Source organism: Paenibacillus sp. FSL H8-0283 (assembly GCF_045040675.1).
Taxonomy (GTDB): Bacteria; Bacillota; Bacilli; order Paenibacillales; family Paenibacillaceae; genus Paenibacillus; species Paenibacillus amylolyticus.
Window position 1 is genome coordinate 2410860 of sequence record NZ_CP150295.1, and the last position, 15941, is coordinate 2426800.

Consider the following 15941-nt stretch of genomic DNA (forward strand, 5'->3'; position numbering starts at 1 on the left):
AAAGTCTGGTTTTCAGTACCAAGAAGATGGAATGAAGATAGAAATGGAGTAGCGGAGCGTAGGAAAACTACGTGAGCAACGGACATTTCGGCTGAATTTCATATTCGATGCTGATGATGCCGTTAGGCATGATTCGTAATCAAAATTAGACTTTTTGAACAACCTCTAAGTGCGAATTGCGCACCTGCTTGGCGATCATATACAATGTAGTTACAACATAGCCCGGACAATCGTGTCCGGGTTGTTTTGTCATACATACGGCTGAAGCGCATGAATGAATATTAACGAACTGAGGGATAGAGACATGATTATAGAGGAATTGGACGCTGAACTAATGGAATGGTTGAGTGGGACAAATCTGGAGCATAAACAGCATGAAGCCATGCAACTGCTAACTGTATCTGAGGATCAGTGGCCGCATCAGGCGATGATTAGTATGGGGGAAGTGATTGCGATAAATCCGCATCAGCTTAGACTGGCTCTATGGCAAGGTACACAGACCAGTATGAACATGAGCAAAACAGGCAAGGCTACCTTGATTGCGGTTCAAGGACATCGATTGTTGCATATCCGTATAGAAGTAGAACGGCTGCCTGAGATGAAGGGGGCTATCCATCCGAGAGATCGTTTTGAAGCACAAGTGCTCCAGGTACGTGTGGATCACGCGCCATATGCGGAGATCACTTCAGGAATAACCTTTCAATTAAAAGATGAACTTGGAGCAATTACACGCTGGAAAGAGACGATTGAAGAATTACGAAAGTAGGCAGGGGTAGCTAAGTCAGTTGAGGACCTGGTGATTGGGTAATAATGAAGAAGAAAACAACAAAAAACGCCTCCGCTTGCATCGGGACGTTGTCACTGGTACAATAAAAAATGGTTTTCAGAAAATTAGAACTAATTAACATATAATTAAAATGTTTACTTTCTAATAATTATACCATTGCCATTTCGGGCTTGTCAAATGGGATTTTGAGGACACAATCCGGGGAAAGAGGGGCTATTAACATATGAGTACAGATCAGCAATGGAATGTGGAACAACAACGGGTCAACACCGTGACCGATCAGATTGAACGCAAGATCTCAACGCTGGAAGATGAAGTTGGTTCCTTCCGTGACGAAGTGGTTGGCATGAGAAAAGACTTCTGGGACGAAGTCACGATGAACTTTAGCGAAGCGGATGATGTCGGGGAGACTTCAACCAGCATGCGGCAGCAGTCACAGGTATTGTCCGATCGGGAGCGCAGCCATCTCAATACAGCGGCTGCGTTGAATAAAATGAAACGACTGCATCATTCACCGTATTTTGGACGCATTGATTTTAAGGAAGATGGATATCCAAATGCAGAACGCATTTATCTCGGCATTGCATCGTTGCTGGATGAGAAGGAAGAATCTTTTCTGGTCTACGACTGGCGTGCGCCAATCTCCAACCTGTATTATGACGGAGCACCGGGTCCAATCACGTATCATACACCCAGTGGGGAGATCAGCGGTGATATAGAGATGAAGCGACAGTTTGTCATTCGGGATGGTCGTATCCGGTTTATGTTTGACACAGGGGTCACGATTGGTGATGAGTTGTTGCAGGCCGTGCTCAGTCGAACTTCGGATGCACAGATGAAGAGTATTGTAGCGACCATTCAGAAGGAGCAGAACCGGATTATCCGTAATGACCGGACACGTATGCTCATTGTGCAAGGCGCAGCCGGCAGTGGCAAAACATCCGCGGCGCTCCAGCGTGTGGCATATCTTCTCTATAAATACCGCGAGCATCTGCAAGCGGATCAGATGGTTCTTTTTTCACCAAATCCAATGTTCAACAGTTATGTCTCCACGGTACTGCCTGAGCTTGGGGAGGAAAACATGTTGCAAACGACCTTCCAGGAGTATCTGGAGCGCCGTTTGGGTCGTGAATATCAACTGGAAGATCCGTTTATTCAGCTTGAATATGTACTTACGGGGACGGAAGATCCCGATTACGATGTTCGCATGTCCAGCATTCGCTTCAAGTCGTCCGAAACGTTCCTCAAGGTGATTACACGTTATAAGGAAAGTATGTTGTCAGGTGGCATGAAATTCAAGCCGGTTCGCTTCCAGGGCCGAGCGATTGTCACGTCAGAGGCTATGGCTGAGAAATTCTACAGTTTCGAGTCATCCGTTAAGCTGGTGAGTCGACTGGAGATGTTACGGGACTGGATGCTGAAAGAACTGTCTGCCTTTGGTAAAGGTGAACTGGATGCGCCTTGGGTTGATCAGCAGCTTGATCTGATGGAGCCGGAGGATCTGCAACGTGCGTATCAACGGTTGAAGCGCAAGCAAAAAGGAAAGACCCATACGTTTAATGACTTCGAGCAGGAAAGAGGGATTCTGGCACGTATGGTGGTCAGTGACCGACTCAAACCGTTGCGAAAATGGATTAAGTCCTTACGATTCGTTGATATAAGACAATTATATGCACATCTATTTAACGATCAGGCTCAGATGGAACGATTACTGGGTGATGAAGCGCTGCCTGCTCAATGGGATGAAATCTGTAAGATGACTTTACGCAGATTGAAGCTTCAGGAGTTGGCATATGAAGATATTACGCCATACTTGTACTTGCGTGAGCTTATGCTTGGATTCCATATTAACTCGAATATTCGACATGTCATTATTGATGAAGCCCAGGATTATTCTGCGTTTCAGTTGGCATTTATGAAGAGATTGTTCCCACGGGCGAAAATAACAGCACTTGGTGACTTTAATCAGGCAATCTATGCCCACTCTTCAGTACTTAGTGGAACAGGACCCTTGACTAACCTGTACGGTCCAGACAATACAGAGGTCATTGAGCTGACCAGAAGTTATCGATCTACCCGGGAGATCGTGGAGTTTACACGTGGCATGGTGCCTGGGGGGGGAGAGATTATTCCATTTAACCGCAGCGGTGAGAAACCTAAAGTGATCGTTTCTTCTGATTCAGAGCGTCATATGAATGTCATCACGACAGACCTCAAGTACTTGATTAAGGAAGGGTACGAATCGGTTGCAGTTATCTGCAAAACCGCCGAAGAGAGCAGAGACATACATGCTGCATTGAGTAAGGCGCTGCCCACAGCACCGAAGTTAATCAAAAAAACGACGCTGGCTTTTGAGCAGGGTGTTCATGTCATCCCAGCGTATCTGGCCAAAGGTGTGGAATTCGATGCAGTCCTGATCTATGACGGCTCTGCGGAGCAGTATGCTCAGGAGCATGAACGCAAGTTGTTCTATACGGCTTGCACACGAGCGATGCATCTGCTGCACGTTTACTGCGTGGGCACACTTAGTCCGTTCATTACCGCCCAGTCGGAAGAAAAGTATGATCTTGGCAAGGTGTCTGCTGCGCAAGTGGACTGACATAACACTTCATATGCATGAAGAAGGCTTCCGTTCAATGGAACGGGAGTTTTTCTGTATATGATACATATATCGGGAAGAAGCTAGCTTAGCGAGGGAATTATACGTGATGAGGTTACAGCCATATAGGTGATCGTATTGATAAAAATACCTAACTTGAATTCGTAAGGATTGGGTCCCGTGGATAAATACGTCTGCATAATTTGTATTTAAGCACAATCGATGTGATTTTTCTTTACACATGAAGTCCGGACTCATATAATCGTAACAATATATTTTTTTTGGATCGTTTATTAAAGGAGGCAACAAAATGAACAAATCATCTTTTGAACGGCCACTTATGGCCGATTGTGTACCGGATCTGGTCGCTACAGCACGGGGAGATTTGCCAGCGACTTTGGTCATTCGGGGAGGTACGCTGGTAAACGTGATATCGGGTGAGATTTTGCCTGAGATGTCCATAGTTGTACAGGGAGCTCGAATCGCTTATGTCGGTAAAGATGTAAGCCACACCATCGGAGAACATACCCGGATCATTGAAGCAAACGGTAAGTATATCGCTCCTGGTCTGTTGGATGGACACTGCCATATCGAAAGTACACAGATGAAAGTAACCGAGTTTGCGAGAGCGGTATTGCCTTCAGGCACGACCGGAGGTTTCTTTGACCCACATGAGATCTCCAACGTGCTTGGTCTGAAAGGTCTGAGACTAATGCTAGATGAAGCACGGACCACACCGATGGCAGCTTATATGCAGGTGGCTTCCTGTGTGCCTTCCGCGCATCCAGGATTGGAGACAACAGGTGCTTATATCGGGCCTGAAGAGGTAGCTGAGGCTCTTTCCTGGGGTCCGGACATGATTGGTCTTGGTGAAGTGATGAACTTCCCTGGAGTGGTCTATGGGGATGAGACGATGATTGGTGAGATACAGGCAACGCTCCGGGCAGGTAAAGTGGCAGACGGTCATTTCACCTGGGCTGCAGATGACTGGCGTCTGCCAGCCTACGCAGCGAGTGGTGTTACAGGGGATCATGAATGTGTGACCAAGGAAGATGTGGTTGAACGTCTGCGACTCGGAATGTACGCGAAGATGCGTCAAGGTTCGGCATGGCATGATGTGGCTGAGACGATCAAAGCCTGCACTGAGCTTGGTCTGGATACACGCCGGATGATGCTGGTGACCGATGACCGAAGCTCTGAATCGCTGCTCAAAGAAGGACATATGGATTTTGTTGTTCGTCTCGCAATCTCCCAAGGGGTGAAGCCGGTTACGGCTTTCCAGATGGCAACCATTAACACGGCTGAGCGCTTTGGTGTTGCGCGCGACATTGGTGCGATTATTCCGGGCAATATAGCCGATATTATTCTGCTGGACGGCCGGTTGGCGGATGTACGTGTGGGCATGACGATTGCTGCCGGGCAAGTTGTAGCCGAGAATGGGAAAATGACGGCGGTCTGGGACAGCTTCACGTATCCGACAGAAGCACTGAACACGGTGAAGTTAGAAGCTAATATTCAGCCGGAAGATCTGGAGTTGGCTGCACCGATTGCAGAGGGGACGATTGGTGCCAAAATCATTCATGTGACAGAGAACCATGTGGATACAAAGGAGAAACACTTGCCTGTTACCGTAGAGAACGGCAAGGTTGTGGTTTCAACTTCAGGGGAAGTATGCAAAATTGCGGTATTGGAGCGTCACAAACAAACCGGGAATCGAGCGGTAGCGCTTGTTGGAGGCATCGGCTTCACATCACCTGCAGCGATTGCGATGACAGTTGCTCATGATAGTCACAACCTGTTGATTATCGGTAATGATGATGCGCTAATGGCCGAAGCCGGTAATCGCGTCATTCGTATGCAGGGCGGGGTCGCCGTGGTAACGGCAGCAGGTGTAACCGAATTCCCGCTACGGATTGCAGGTTTGATGTCAACCGAGCCATTCGAAGTCGTTGCAGCCCAATCGGCAGCAATCAGTGAAGCTTTACAGTCCGCAGGATGTACGTTGAATAATGCGTTCATGACGCTTTCGTTGCTCGCGCTGGTTGTGATTCCAGAATTACGTTTGTCCGACAAGGGGCTTGTGCGGATCTCGGCAGAAGGTATTGAACTGGTGTCTCTTTTCGATGAAGTGGTTGATAATACACCTGTAGCTCCATCGGGTAATGAATGAACGGGAATGTCGACTAGACATCATTAAATAGGGTTCCAATATAAAGCCGCCTTAGGGCGGTTTTTTGGTGTGTTTTGAGAGAAAACGCTTTCTAGGTCTTCTGGAGCTTGGTGTACATATGGCAATAATGACTGAAGTCATGCTGGAATAAGGATTGAATTTGAAAATAATAAATAATTGTGACTTTTGAACTATACATACAGAACTACGAATTCCCGAAATATAGTTATATGATTCTTTCGTCGTAAGTCTTAAAGATGATATTGCATATAAAAGCAATCCGAATTCGTCGTACCTAATAAGTATCCATTAAATGAATATGAAACGACACAATTTCATCCAGATTTGCACGTCAGAGCTGATAACTTCAGAGGGAGTGTACAAATATGAAAAGCAAAAGGGGTTACCGTTTTATCTTATTACTGAGTTGTTTGATCTTGTGTGCGAGTACAGCCTGTTCTTCGAAAGCCGTTGCCATTGGTTCTGTGGATAGTTATGAAACGATTCATGGTAACCTTGATGTGCCGGTAAGAGCGACGTGGGTGTGGGACACAACCCAGATTCGAAGCAATCCTCAAGAGGTGTTAAATTACGCTACAGCGAATAAGATCAATACGATCTATCTGCAGATGAACCGGGATGTAAAAATTCCTGATTATAAAAGTTTTATCCGTCAGGCCAGAGCCAAGAACATTGCGGTTGACGTCATGGATGGAAGATCAGCGTGGGGATTGACGGAAAGCCGGGAGCAGATTGCATCTTTCCTGGACTGGATCGAGGCATATCAGGCGCAGGCGTTGTCCAATGAAAAGTTTGCTGGTATTCATCTGGATATTGAGCCACATGTGCACCCGCAATGGAAAATCAATCAAGCCAGTGTGATTACGCAGTGGCAAGGCAATGTGGAGTACATTGTTGAGCGAGCATCACGGATGAAGATGCCAGTAGCGGCTGATCTGCCTTTCTGGCTTGATAACTACAAGATTCCGGGTTCCACGATGGCCGTAAGCAGTTGGATGATTCGCAAGTTTGATTCCATCACCATTATGGCTTACCGCGATACAGCTGCTGCAATCTATAGTGTAGCGAAGGATGAACTTGCAGAAGCAGCTCTGCTTGGCAAGACGATCTCAATCGCCGTGGAAACAAAGCAAAGCAAGGAAGGTGACTTCATTACTTTTTATGAAGAGGGATCTGCTTATATGGAAACACAATTAAAATTGGTCGAAAAAATGGCTTCAGTACATGCGTCCTTTAACGGTTTCTCCGTACATGAGTACACTTCATGGAAGACACTGAAAAAGTGAGGCCAATGTTAAGCTTAAAAGCGTAAGGCTGATAGCAGCGAGTGAGATGAGTTCTAACTAAGCCAGTGTGGCTCAGATCAGAGCGTTATCTTATTCATTGGCTGGAAAGTTGATAAAGAAGATAAAGAAGGTGTTTGCAGCTGAATGCTGTGAGCACCTTCTTCTTTTACACCCTTTTACACCTGAACCAGGGCAGACTCCATTCCTACGTTCTCATAGAACATTTTGCGATACTGTGAAGGTGTAGTGGCTTTATGCTTTTTAAATGTAGTGATGAAGTAGCTTAGATGCTCGAAACCCACATCCATGGCGATATCAACAATTTTGTGATCTGTATTCTCAAGCTGAGCGCAGGCCTGCTGAACACGGTAATAGTTAATGTAATCAACAGGTGTTTTCTGCACCATTTGTTTGAAGAAACGACAGAAGTGTCCTTCACTCATATTGGCCTCATCGGCCAGTTCTTTCAGCTTTAATGGTTCAGGATACCGTTTGTGAATATAACTGAGCACGGATTTCAGGCGCTCTACCTTGTCATGACTGCCTGTAGCTACAGTGCCTTTGAGCGGAGCAGGTCTCATATGTTCGAACATTCGGGCAAATATGAGGTACAGGTACGCTTTTGTTGACATTTCACACGTTTCGGTTCGGGTAGCATGGTCTGCAAATATACGTTTCAGGAGATCCAGAATTTCTTGTCCCCAATCCTCATCTGCCTTGATATGACTGGGGGGAATCACCGTTTTGCGTACCAGTGGACCGATGAATTTCTCTTGGACCGTATCGAAGGTACGGCTGCCAAGCAGTTCGGGATTAAATACAATGGAAGAGAATACGCAGGGCACATCGCCCTTCAGATACCCCGCATGAATCTCACCTCGATTGATGAAAATGGCTTCTCCAGCTTGAACCTCAATGGTGTTCATATCAATCTGAAAGACGGCGCAACCCTGGGTCACCATGGTGAACTCCATCTCATCATGCCAGTGGCAATCGAGAATGCTATCCCCGTTCAGTTGTTGAATATCCGGGTACACACTGACGGGATACATGGCATTGCCGTGAATCCGGTCTTCCCGTAATCGTTCACGTTCCATATCAGATTCTCCTTTTGTATCATTATTAATGTAATCGTTTCCATAGATTGGTGATGATGTTCAAGAATCGGATGTTTATTATCAAAATCGTGATATATTTGGTCAAAATAAGAGAAGAAATTCGTTATTAATATCAATATTATTATAATATAACCAAAGGGGGAAAGAAAACATGAAATTTACTGATGGATTCTGGATGACTCGTGAAGGGTACCAGATTCAAAACCCGACTGACATTCGTGATATTGTGCAAAAAGATAATTCTGTGACCGTATATGCGGCAACTAAATATATTCGCAGCAAAGGCGACACGTTGAACGGTACATTGCTGAAAGCAACGTACAGCTCACCAATGCCTAACGTTATTCGTGTAACCTTGAATCACCATAAGGGCGGCGTGAAAAAAGGGCCTGTATTTGAGCTTAACACACAAGAAGCCAACGTTGAGATCTCAAAAAATGAACAAGGTGCTGTTTTGAAAAGTGGCAACCTGGAAGTTCAAATCGACAAAACAAACGGTTGGGACGTTAGCTTCCTATATGGAGGAAAACGCATTACAGGTAGCGGTCAAAGAGCAGCTGGTTATATTACAGGTCCAAGTAAGGAAGCATACTTCCGCGAGCAACTTGATCTCGGTATTGGTGAATACGTTTACGGACTCGGTGAGCGCTTCACGCCGTTTGTTAAGAATGGTCAAATCGTCGATACCTGGAATGAGGACGGCGGTACAAGCAGTGAGCAGTCCTATAAAAACATTCCGTTCTACCTGTCCAATAAAGGATATGGCGTATTTGTAAACCATCCTGAACGCGTATCATATGAGATTGCATCCGAGAATGTATCTAAAGTTCAGTTCAGCGTAGAAGGCGAGACGTTGGAGTACTTCATTATCGGCGGTGACAATCCAAAGGATGTACTTGATAATTATACGAAATTAACAGGTAAACCAGCGCTTCCACCGGCATGGACTTTTGGTCTGTGGCTGACAACATCATTCACAACGGATTATGATGAAGAAACGGTTAACCATTTCGTAGATGGCATGGCTGAACGTGATCTTCCGCTGTCTGTATTCCATTTTGACTGCTTCTGGATGAAGGAATACCAATGGTCTGATTTTGTATGGGATGAAGCGATGTTCCCGGATCCGGAAGGCATGCTTGCACGACTGAAAGAAAAGGGCCTTAAAATCTGTGCTTGGATCAATCCATATATTGCAGAAAAATCCTACTTGTTCGATGAAGGTATGGAGAACGGTTACCTGGTCAAAACAGCCGATGGTAGCGTATGGCAATGGGATATGTGGCAAGCAGGTATGGCTCTGGTTGACTTCACGAATCCGGATGCTGTGAACTGGTATAAGAGTAAGCTGGAAGTCCTGCTGGATCAAGGTGTAGATTCCTTCAAGACCGACTTCGGCGAAAGAATTCCGACAGATGTTGTGTACTTCGATGGTTCTGATCCGGTTAAAATGCACAACTATTATACACAGCTCTATAACAAAGCTGTATTTGAATTGCTCGAAGAGAAGATTGGCAAAAACGAAGCTGCCCTGTTTGCACGCTCTGCAACAGCAGGTGGTCAACAGTTCCCGGTTCACTGGGGCGGTGACTGCTCTTCCACGTATGAATCCATGGCTGAATCACTTCGTGGTGGCCTCTCGCTCGGACTTTCCGGTTTCGGATTCTGGAGCCATGATATCAGTGGTTTTGAAAGCACAGCGAGCCCTGACGTATACAAACGTTGGGTACAATTCGGACTGTTATCTTCACACAGTCGCCTGCACGGAAGCACTTCCTATCGTGTGCCTTGGCTGTTTGACGAGGAATCCGTGGACGTTGTTCGTGACTTTACCAAACTCAAAATCAGCCTGATGCCGTACCTGTACAATTCTGCGGTAGAGTCAACGGTAAAAGGTATTCCGATGATGCGCGCTATGCTGCTGGACTTCCCAGAGGACCCAACAACATACAGCCTGGATACGCAATATATGTTTGGTGACTCGATTCTGGTGGCTCCAATCTTCAATAAGGAGGGTGATGTGCGTTATTACCTGCCTGAAGGAACTTGGACGAACTATCTGACAGGAGCGAAAGTACAAGGTGGACGCTGGATCAGTGAAAACCATGACTTCAAAACACTGCCAATGATGATTAAGCCAAACAGTCTGATCGCTGTCGGTGCTGTGGATAGTAAACCGGATTACGACTTTGCAAATGATGTGTCCTTGCACTTGTTCGAACTGGTTGATGGTCAAACGGCTCAAGCGGTCGTTGTGAACCAAGCGGCTGAACAGGAGCTGACAGTTAACGTTACACGTAAGGGATCAGTGCTGGATGTTCGTGCTGAAGGTGCAGGTAAACCTTGGAACATCGTACTTCGCGGTATTGAAAGTGTATCCAGCGTTGAAGGTGGTTCCCAAGTGTCTGGTGCAAATGGTGTTGTCGTTACAGCAGCAACAGGCGCAAGCGCGCTTACAATCCAACTGTAACATGATATAGTAAAAGAAAAGGACGGTGCCGAAAGGTGCCGTCTGTTTGTCTACGATGATAGGAGATTGAATGAAATGAGTACAATGAATTCCGGTTTGCATTGCACGATATCAGCAGAGATGCTACATCAACTGGTAGAAATTCATTTTGGAAGCGATACCAAAGTGAAGGAGTTTGGTCTCCTGCAAGGTGGACTTTTTAATACAACCTATCGGATTCACCTTGAACATACATCCTATACGGATGTGATTTTACGATTGGCTCCAGAGCGGGGAGAGATGGCGGCTGGTTCTGCGAGTGATCCCCTATTTTCGTTTGAACGTACGATGATGGCGGCTGAACCGATTGTGTATGAATATTACCGTAAGGCAGGCATTCCTGCTCCCAACATTATCGCTTGTGATGACAGCGGATCGATCATTCCAAGAACGTACATGTTTATGGAGTTTATCCCGAGTAAGCAGCTGGATCACGCATCGATTTCAGATATAAACAAAGAGCGATTGTACCATCAGCTTGGCGCCTATACCGCCATCATGCATCAGGTCGAGGGTGCTTCGTTTGGCTGGCCGCAGGGTGATGGGACGATTAGAGGCTCGGATCAATGGTCCGAGGTGTTGCACTCTTTTGCAGAAGAAACGGCACTTAAAGCGGCACAAGTCGATTATATGTCAGGTGTGGGAGAAGATATCGCTGCTATTTTCATCAAAAATAAAGACTTATTTGATCAAGTGACCCGTCCGGTACTCGTTCATAATGACCTGTGGGAAGCAAATGTACTTGTTCATCAGGAAAACGGTGAGCTGAACATTGCGGCCATCATTGACGGAGATCGTTCCATGTTTGCCGACAGGGAGTTTGAAGCCATATTGTCGTCAGAATCAGCGGCTTTTCATGAAGGATATGATCGTCCATTGGACTCATCCGCTGAAGGACAGGCACGCAGGCTTGCCTATCGAATACTGTCTTCGTATTTTAATGCCTACGTTCATGAACATCAGGTCAATCAACCTGAAGATGGTCAGAAGTATCGCCAGCGCACGCTGGATTTACTGGAGCAATGGAAGCAACTTGGACTTAACTAATTCGCAGGGGGAATGAAGGATGAAGGAGTATCATCAATACCCGATGTGGGATGCGTCACTTTCACTTGGGGAAAGGTTGGATGACCTGATTGCACGATTGACAACGGAGGAGAAGATCAGACTAATTCCTACACGCGAAGCAGCTGTACCAAGACTGGGCATTCCAGCCTACAACGTTGGGGGCGAAGCTGCTCACGGGGTTGCATGGAAAGGGGAGGCAACGGTATTTCCACAACCGCTCGGTCTATCAAGTACCTGGAATACGAGACTTATGCGGGAGATTGGTTCAGTCATTGGCGATGAAGCGAGGGCATATCATCACCGTGATCCTGAAGTTCACGGGTTAACTTTGTGGGCACCAACGGTTGATCTGGAACGTGACCCACGCTGGGGCAGAACGGAAGAGGGATATGGCGAGGACCCGGTCCTCACGGGAGAAATGTCAGCGGCTCTCGTCAAAGGTATGCAGGGAAATGATCCTTTTTATCTGAAAATGGTCGCGACATTGAAACACTTTTTTGCCAATAATAATGAGAAAGATCGGCTGAATTGTTCATCCAGCATCGATCCGCGCAATCTGCGGGAATATTATTTGAAAGCATTTGAGACACCATTTGTGGATGGTGGAGCCTTGTCCATGATGACAGCTTACAATTCTATCAATGGTACACCTGCCATTGAAAGTCCATATGTGAATGATGTGGTTAAGGGTGAGTGGACGATGCCAGGTTTCATTGTATGTGATGGTGGAGACCTGTCACAGACGGTGAACTATCATGGTTATCACACCAGTCATGCCGAATCAGCAGCAGGTGCGTTGAAGGCAGGAGTGGATTGTCTTACAGATGAAGTTGATCTTGTTGTATCTGCTCTGGAGGAGGCTCTTGACCGGAATCTGTTGGAAATAGTTGATTTGGACAGAGCGATCCGGAACATCTTTGGTGTGCGAATGCGACTTGGACAACTCGATCAGTCCGGGCTCAATCCATATGCGTGTATTCCCGAGTCGGTATTATGTGCACCGGAACATGCCAAACTTAGTTATCGTGCCGCTGCCGAATCGATTGTTTTGCTCCAAAATGATGGATTGCTTCCGTTGCAGCCAGAAGTGTTGCAGAAAATCAGTGTGATTGGGCCACTTGCGGATGTTGTCTATACCGATTGGTACAGTGGCACATTGCCTTATCGTGTATCCGTCCTAAATGGATTGCGCAATCGCCTACCTGAAGCAGACGTGACCTATGTGGATGGGAATGACCGTATTCAGCTGAAGACAACAAACGGACAAGTTGTAACTCTTGGTGCGCAAGGTACACTCGTCGCTGTACCGGAGGGCAGTGCATACACAGCCGCCGAATTTGAACATCAGGATTGGGGTTGGGGAAGTCATACGCTGAGAAGTGTAAACAATAATCGATACGTTAGTTTAACCGAGCAAGGCATATATCAGGCAAACGCACCGGAGATTGGTGGCTGGTTTGTGAAGGAAGTTGTTCGTATAGATCCTCTAACGGATGGAAGTAACACCTTGCGGACGTGGAACGGTATCCCTGTTGGACTGAGCGAATATCAGGGACAGTCTGCTGTATCACCACTCCGGCCACAAGGAGAAAAAACTACAGCTACAGGTACAACTCAGGGTAATGTGAGTGCCTCTGGACACGCAATTCAATCACCAGGTAATACACAGAGACCTTCTGCATTCAATATTGATATTGTGAAACGCGGAATACAACAAGCCGTAGAAGCTGCACGTGGCAGTCAGGCATCTGTCGTTGTTGTTGGCAACAGCCCATATATCAACGGCAAAGAAGAAATTGACCGCCCAAGTCTGCTGCTTCCGCCGAGTCAGGTCGAGCTTGTCAAAGCCGTGTGTGAAGCCAATCCCAATACAGTGGTTGTCATTATGGGCAGTTATCCATTTGCCTTGCAGGAGTTGAAAGGTATTGCCCGCGCAATCGTTTATATGACACATGCAGGTCAGGAATTGGGGAACGCGCTTGCAGATGTGCTGTTAGGTTATTATGCCCCGGCAGGCAGATTGAATATGACATGGTATGAAGACGAATCACAGCTTCCTGACATGATGGATTATGACATCATTCAGAATGGCATGACTTATATGTATCATGAAGGACCAGTTCAATATGCATTTGGTCATGGCCTGACGTATTCCGAATTCGAATACGAAGCGATTCGTGTAAGTCGAAGTGCTCCGGAGGAATCCACCACCACAGATCAATTGAAGATTGAAGTGGAGGTACACAATAAGGGTGAACGTGACAGTGATGAAGTTGTTCAGATCTATGGATCTTCATATACCTCCCGAGTGAAACGTGCTCAGAAGCAACTGCTTGCTTTCCGTCGTGTTCATGTCAAAGCAGGGACGCGTGTTACGATAAGTTTCGAGGTTCCTGTTCAGAAGCTTGCGCTATGGGATGTTACCCGAGATCGATACTGCCTGGAGACAGCGACCTGGGCCATCCTGGCAGGGCGTTCTTCCGCAGATATACGTCAGTCGGCTGATATTAAAATTGAAGGTGAGACGATTCCTGATCGCCCGCTGCACTTGCTTACCTTTGCCGAGAATTACGATGCTTGTGCAGGTGTTCTACTGGATGAATGTCTGGAAGGACGTTCGGCAGTTCGGGCAATCACTCCGGAGGAACCTTTATATCGAGAGGAGCAGTCGTCTTGGATCGTTTTCAACCATAATGCTGTTCAAGAAGTACAAGGATTTGAAGCCAGAGTGGCAGCTTTTGGGGAAGAGGGCAGACTGGAGATTCGTTCCGAAGAACTGGAGGGCGAACTGCTCGGTGTGTGTGAAGTTTCTGGACCTGGAGGCAGTGTGAATGGGAAAGATATCAAGTGGACAACAGTTCAGTGTTTGCTCGAGGCGCCGCATAAGGTGAATGAGCTATATATTGTCTTCAAAGGTGGAGCAGCGTTACGGCACTTTAGATTGTTGTAGTTGTAGCGTGTCCTGAATAATCAACCTCCGAAACAAGCACAATAATGCTGTTGTGTGTAGAATCTGTAAAGGTGGTTGTGGTATGAACGATAAAAAGTGGGACCTCGTCGCACTTGCTTCCATCCCTTTAATTATGACCTTGGGTAATTCCATGCTTATACCGATCCTGCCACAGATTGAACGTGAGTTGAAGGTATCTGCATTTAAGGTCAGTATGCTCATTACAGTCTACGCTGTAGTTGCCATCCTGCTTATTCCTCTTGCAGGGTACTTGTCGGATCGTTTTGGCAGAAAAGCAGTTATCATTCCCAGCCTCGTTATTGCAGCCGTCGGAGGTGCTGTCGCTGGTGTGGCAGCATGGATGCTGAACGGAAACATAGCCTACTGGACCATTCTGGGTGGCAGGTTATTGCAGGGAATAGGTGCTGCGGGCGCATTTCCTATTGTTATCCCGTTGGTTGGGGACATGTTTAATGATGAGAATGAAGTAAGCAAAAGTCTGGGTATCATTGAGACCTCGAATACGTTTGGTAAAGTCATAAGTCCGATTCTGGGTGCAGCGCTGGCAGTCTGGTTCTGGTATGCGCCATTCATGGCTATTCCCATCCTTTGTGTGCTTTCGCTGGTTCTTGTTATTTTCCTGGTGAAGACTCCTAGGAAAAAAGAAAAGCCTCCCACCTTTACGGAATTTGTGGCTTCCATTCGTGACGTATTAAAAGAAAAGGGACGCTGGTTGTATGCGTTGTTTGCAATCGGCGGTATTTGCATGTTTGTCATCTTTGGTGTGTTATATTATCTATCCGAGACGCTGGAGAGCGAATTTGCCCTGAAAGGTGTACTTAAAGGACTTGTCCTTGCGATTCCGCTGGCAGCGTTATGTCTTTCTTCTTTCCTGGCAGGGAAGTGGATTGGAAAGAACAAAACGCGAATGAAATGGCTTGGCTTCACAGGACTTGCGCTTCTGACGGTATCCCTTGGCGTTATAGGTTTATTCGATAATATCTATGTTGTAGTAGGTCTTTTCACATTGGGAAGTGCCGGAATAGGTGCAACGTTACCATGTCTGGATGCATTGATTACAGAAGGCGTGGATAAAAAACAGCGGGGCACAATCACGGCTCTGTTCAGCAGCATGCGATTCATTGGGGTATCTCTCGGTCCGCCTGTCGTTTCTTTGCTGATCGGTTCTCATCATTTCCTGCTTTTTGGTGTGCTCGCTGCGTCTGGCGCAGTGGGCGGATTGCTAACCTTATTTGCAGTTAAACCGGATAAGGGAGATCAACCTACTTCAGGAAGCAAGCAGAAACAGGATGAAACATTTAATGATGTGATTGAGACGAGTAGAGGGTATGCTCCCATAGGTCGCAAGAAAAGTCCATTTTAGATAGACGGTGCTGAATGCTACGTTCATATCCATGCTGTCTTAAGTTTAA

At 46.5% G+C, this 15941-nt stretch carries 9 protein-coding genes; 8 read left to right on the plus strand and 1 reads right to left on the minus strand.

Going from position 1 to position 15941, the window contains the following annotated elements; genetic code table 11:
- Positions 1–304 precede the first annotated feature (304 nt).
- The 4 genes from MHI52_RS10980 (at position 305) to MHI52_RS10995 (ending at position 6863) form a co-directional block, all read left to right on the plus strand.
- A complete protein-coding gene (locus MHI52_RS10980) occupies positions 305–766 on the plus strand; it encodes a pyridoxamine 5'-phosphate oxidase family protein (RefSeq protein WP_405159012.1) in 462 nt (153 codons plus the stop codon).
- Between the two features lie 244 nt (positions 767–1010).
- Positions 1011–3386, plus strand: coding sequence for an RNA polymerase recycling motor HelD (gene helD / locus MHI52_RS10985; RefSeq protein ID WP_405159013.1), 2376 nt, complete (start codon positions 1011–1013; stop codon positions 3384–3386).
- 310 nt (positions 3387–3696) lie between these two features.
- Positions 3697–5556, plus strand: coding sequence for an adenine deaminase (locus MHI52_RS10990; RefSeq protein WP_405159014.1), 1860 nt, complete (start codon positions 3697–3699; stop codon positions 5554–5556).
- A 386-nt stretch (positions 5557–5942) separates the two neighbouring features.
- On the plus strand, positions 5943–6863 hold the full coding sequence (locus MHI52_RS10995; RefSeq protein WP_405159015.1) for a hypothetical protein: 921 nt from the start codon (positions 5943–5945) through the stop codon (positions 6861–6863).
- 176 nt (positions 6864–7039) lie between these two features.
- Here the strand turns inward: MHI52_RS10995 and MHI52_RS11000 are convergent, their stop codons facing one another.
- On the minus strand, positions 7040–7960 hold the full coding sequence (locus MHI52_RS11000; RefSeq protein ID WP_405159016.1) for a helix-turn-helix domain-containing protein: 921 nt from the start codon (positions 7958–7960) through the stop codon (positions 7040–7042).
- A gap of 172 nt (positions 7961–8132) precedes the next feature.
- On the opposite strand from MHI52_RS11000, the gene yicI reads away from it, so the two are divergent.
- The 4 genes from yicI to MHI52_RS11020 all read left to right on the plus strand — a co-directional run bounded on the left by yicI (position 8133) and on the right by MHI52_RS11020 (position 15892).
- Positions 8133–10451 carry an alpha-xylosidase gene (gene yicI, locus MHI52_RS11005; RefSeq protein WP_405159017.1) on the plus strand — a complete coding sequence of 773 codons (2319 nt, stop codon included), beginning with the start codon at positions 8133–8135 and terminating at the stop codon, positions 10449–10451.
- A 75-nt stretch (positions 10452–10526) separates the two neighbouring features.
- The gene (locus tag MHI52_RS11010; RefSeq protein ID WP_405159018.1) at positions 10527–11537 is read left to right on the plus strand and encodes a phosphotransferase family protein; all 1011 of its coding nucleotides are present in this window, start codon (positions 10527–10529) and stop codon (positions 11535–11537) included.
- 19 nt (positions 11538–11556) lie between these two features.
- Positions 11557–14508 carry a glycoside hydrolase family 3 C-terminal domain-containing protein gene (locus MHI52_RS11015; protein ID WP_405159019.1) on the plus strand — a complete coding sequence of 984 codons (2952 nt, stop codon included), beginning with the start codon at positions 11557–11559 and terminating at the stop codon, positions 14506–14508.
- A gap of 82 nt (positions 14509–14590) precedes the next feature.
- Positions 14591–15892 (plus strand): MFS transporter, encoded by a 1302-nt coding sequence (locus MHI52_RS11020; protein ID WP_047842428.1) that lies wholly within the window; start codon positions 14591–14593, stop codon positions 15890–15892.
- Positions 15893–15941 lie beyond the last annotated feature (49 nt).

Excerpts from the sequence above, each read along its gene's own strand:
- yicI (WP_405159017.1), top strand. The coding sequence starts at position 8,133 with ATGAAATTTACTGATGGATTCTGGATGACTCGTGAAGGGTACCAGATT.
- MHI52_RS11000 (WP_405159016.1), bottom strand. The coding sequence starts at position 7,960 with ATGGAACGTGAACGATTACGGGAAGACCGGATTCACGGCAATGCCATG.
- helD (WP_405159013.1), top strand. The coding sequence starts at position 1,011 with ATGAGTACAGATCAGCAATGGAATGTGGAACAACAACGGGTCAACACC.
- MHI52_RS10980 (WP_405159012.1), top strand. The coding sequence starts at position 305 with ATGATTATAGAGGAATTGGACGCTGAACTAATGGAATGGTTGAGTGGG.
- MHI52_RS11020 (WP_047842428.1), top strand. The coding sequence starts at position 14,591 with ATGAACGATAAAAAGTGGGACCTCGTCGCACTTGCTTCCATCCCTTTA.
- MHI52_RS11010 (WP_405159018.1), top strand. The coding sequence starts at position 10,527 with ATGAGTACAATGAATTCCGGTTTGCATTGCACGATATCAGCAGAGATG.
- MHI52_RS10995 (WP_405159015.1), top strand. The coding sequence starts at position 5,943 with ATGAAAAGCAAAAGGGGTTACCGTTTTATCTTATTACTGAGTTGTTTG.
- MHI52_RS10990 (WP_405159014.1), top strand. The coding sequence starts at position 3,697 with ATGAACAAATCATCTTTTGAACGGCCACTTATGGCCGATTGTGTACCG.
- MHI52_RS11015 (WP_405159019.1), top strand. The coding sequence starts at position 11,557 with ATGAAGGAGTATCATCAATACCCGATGTGGGATGCGTCACTTTCACTT.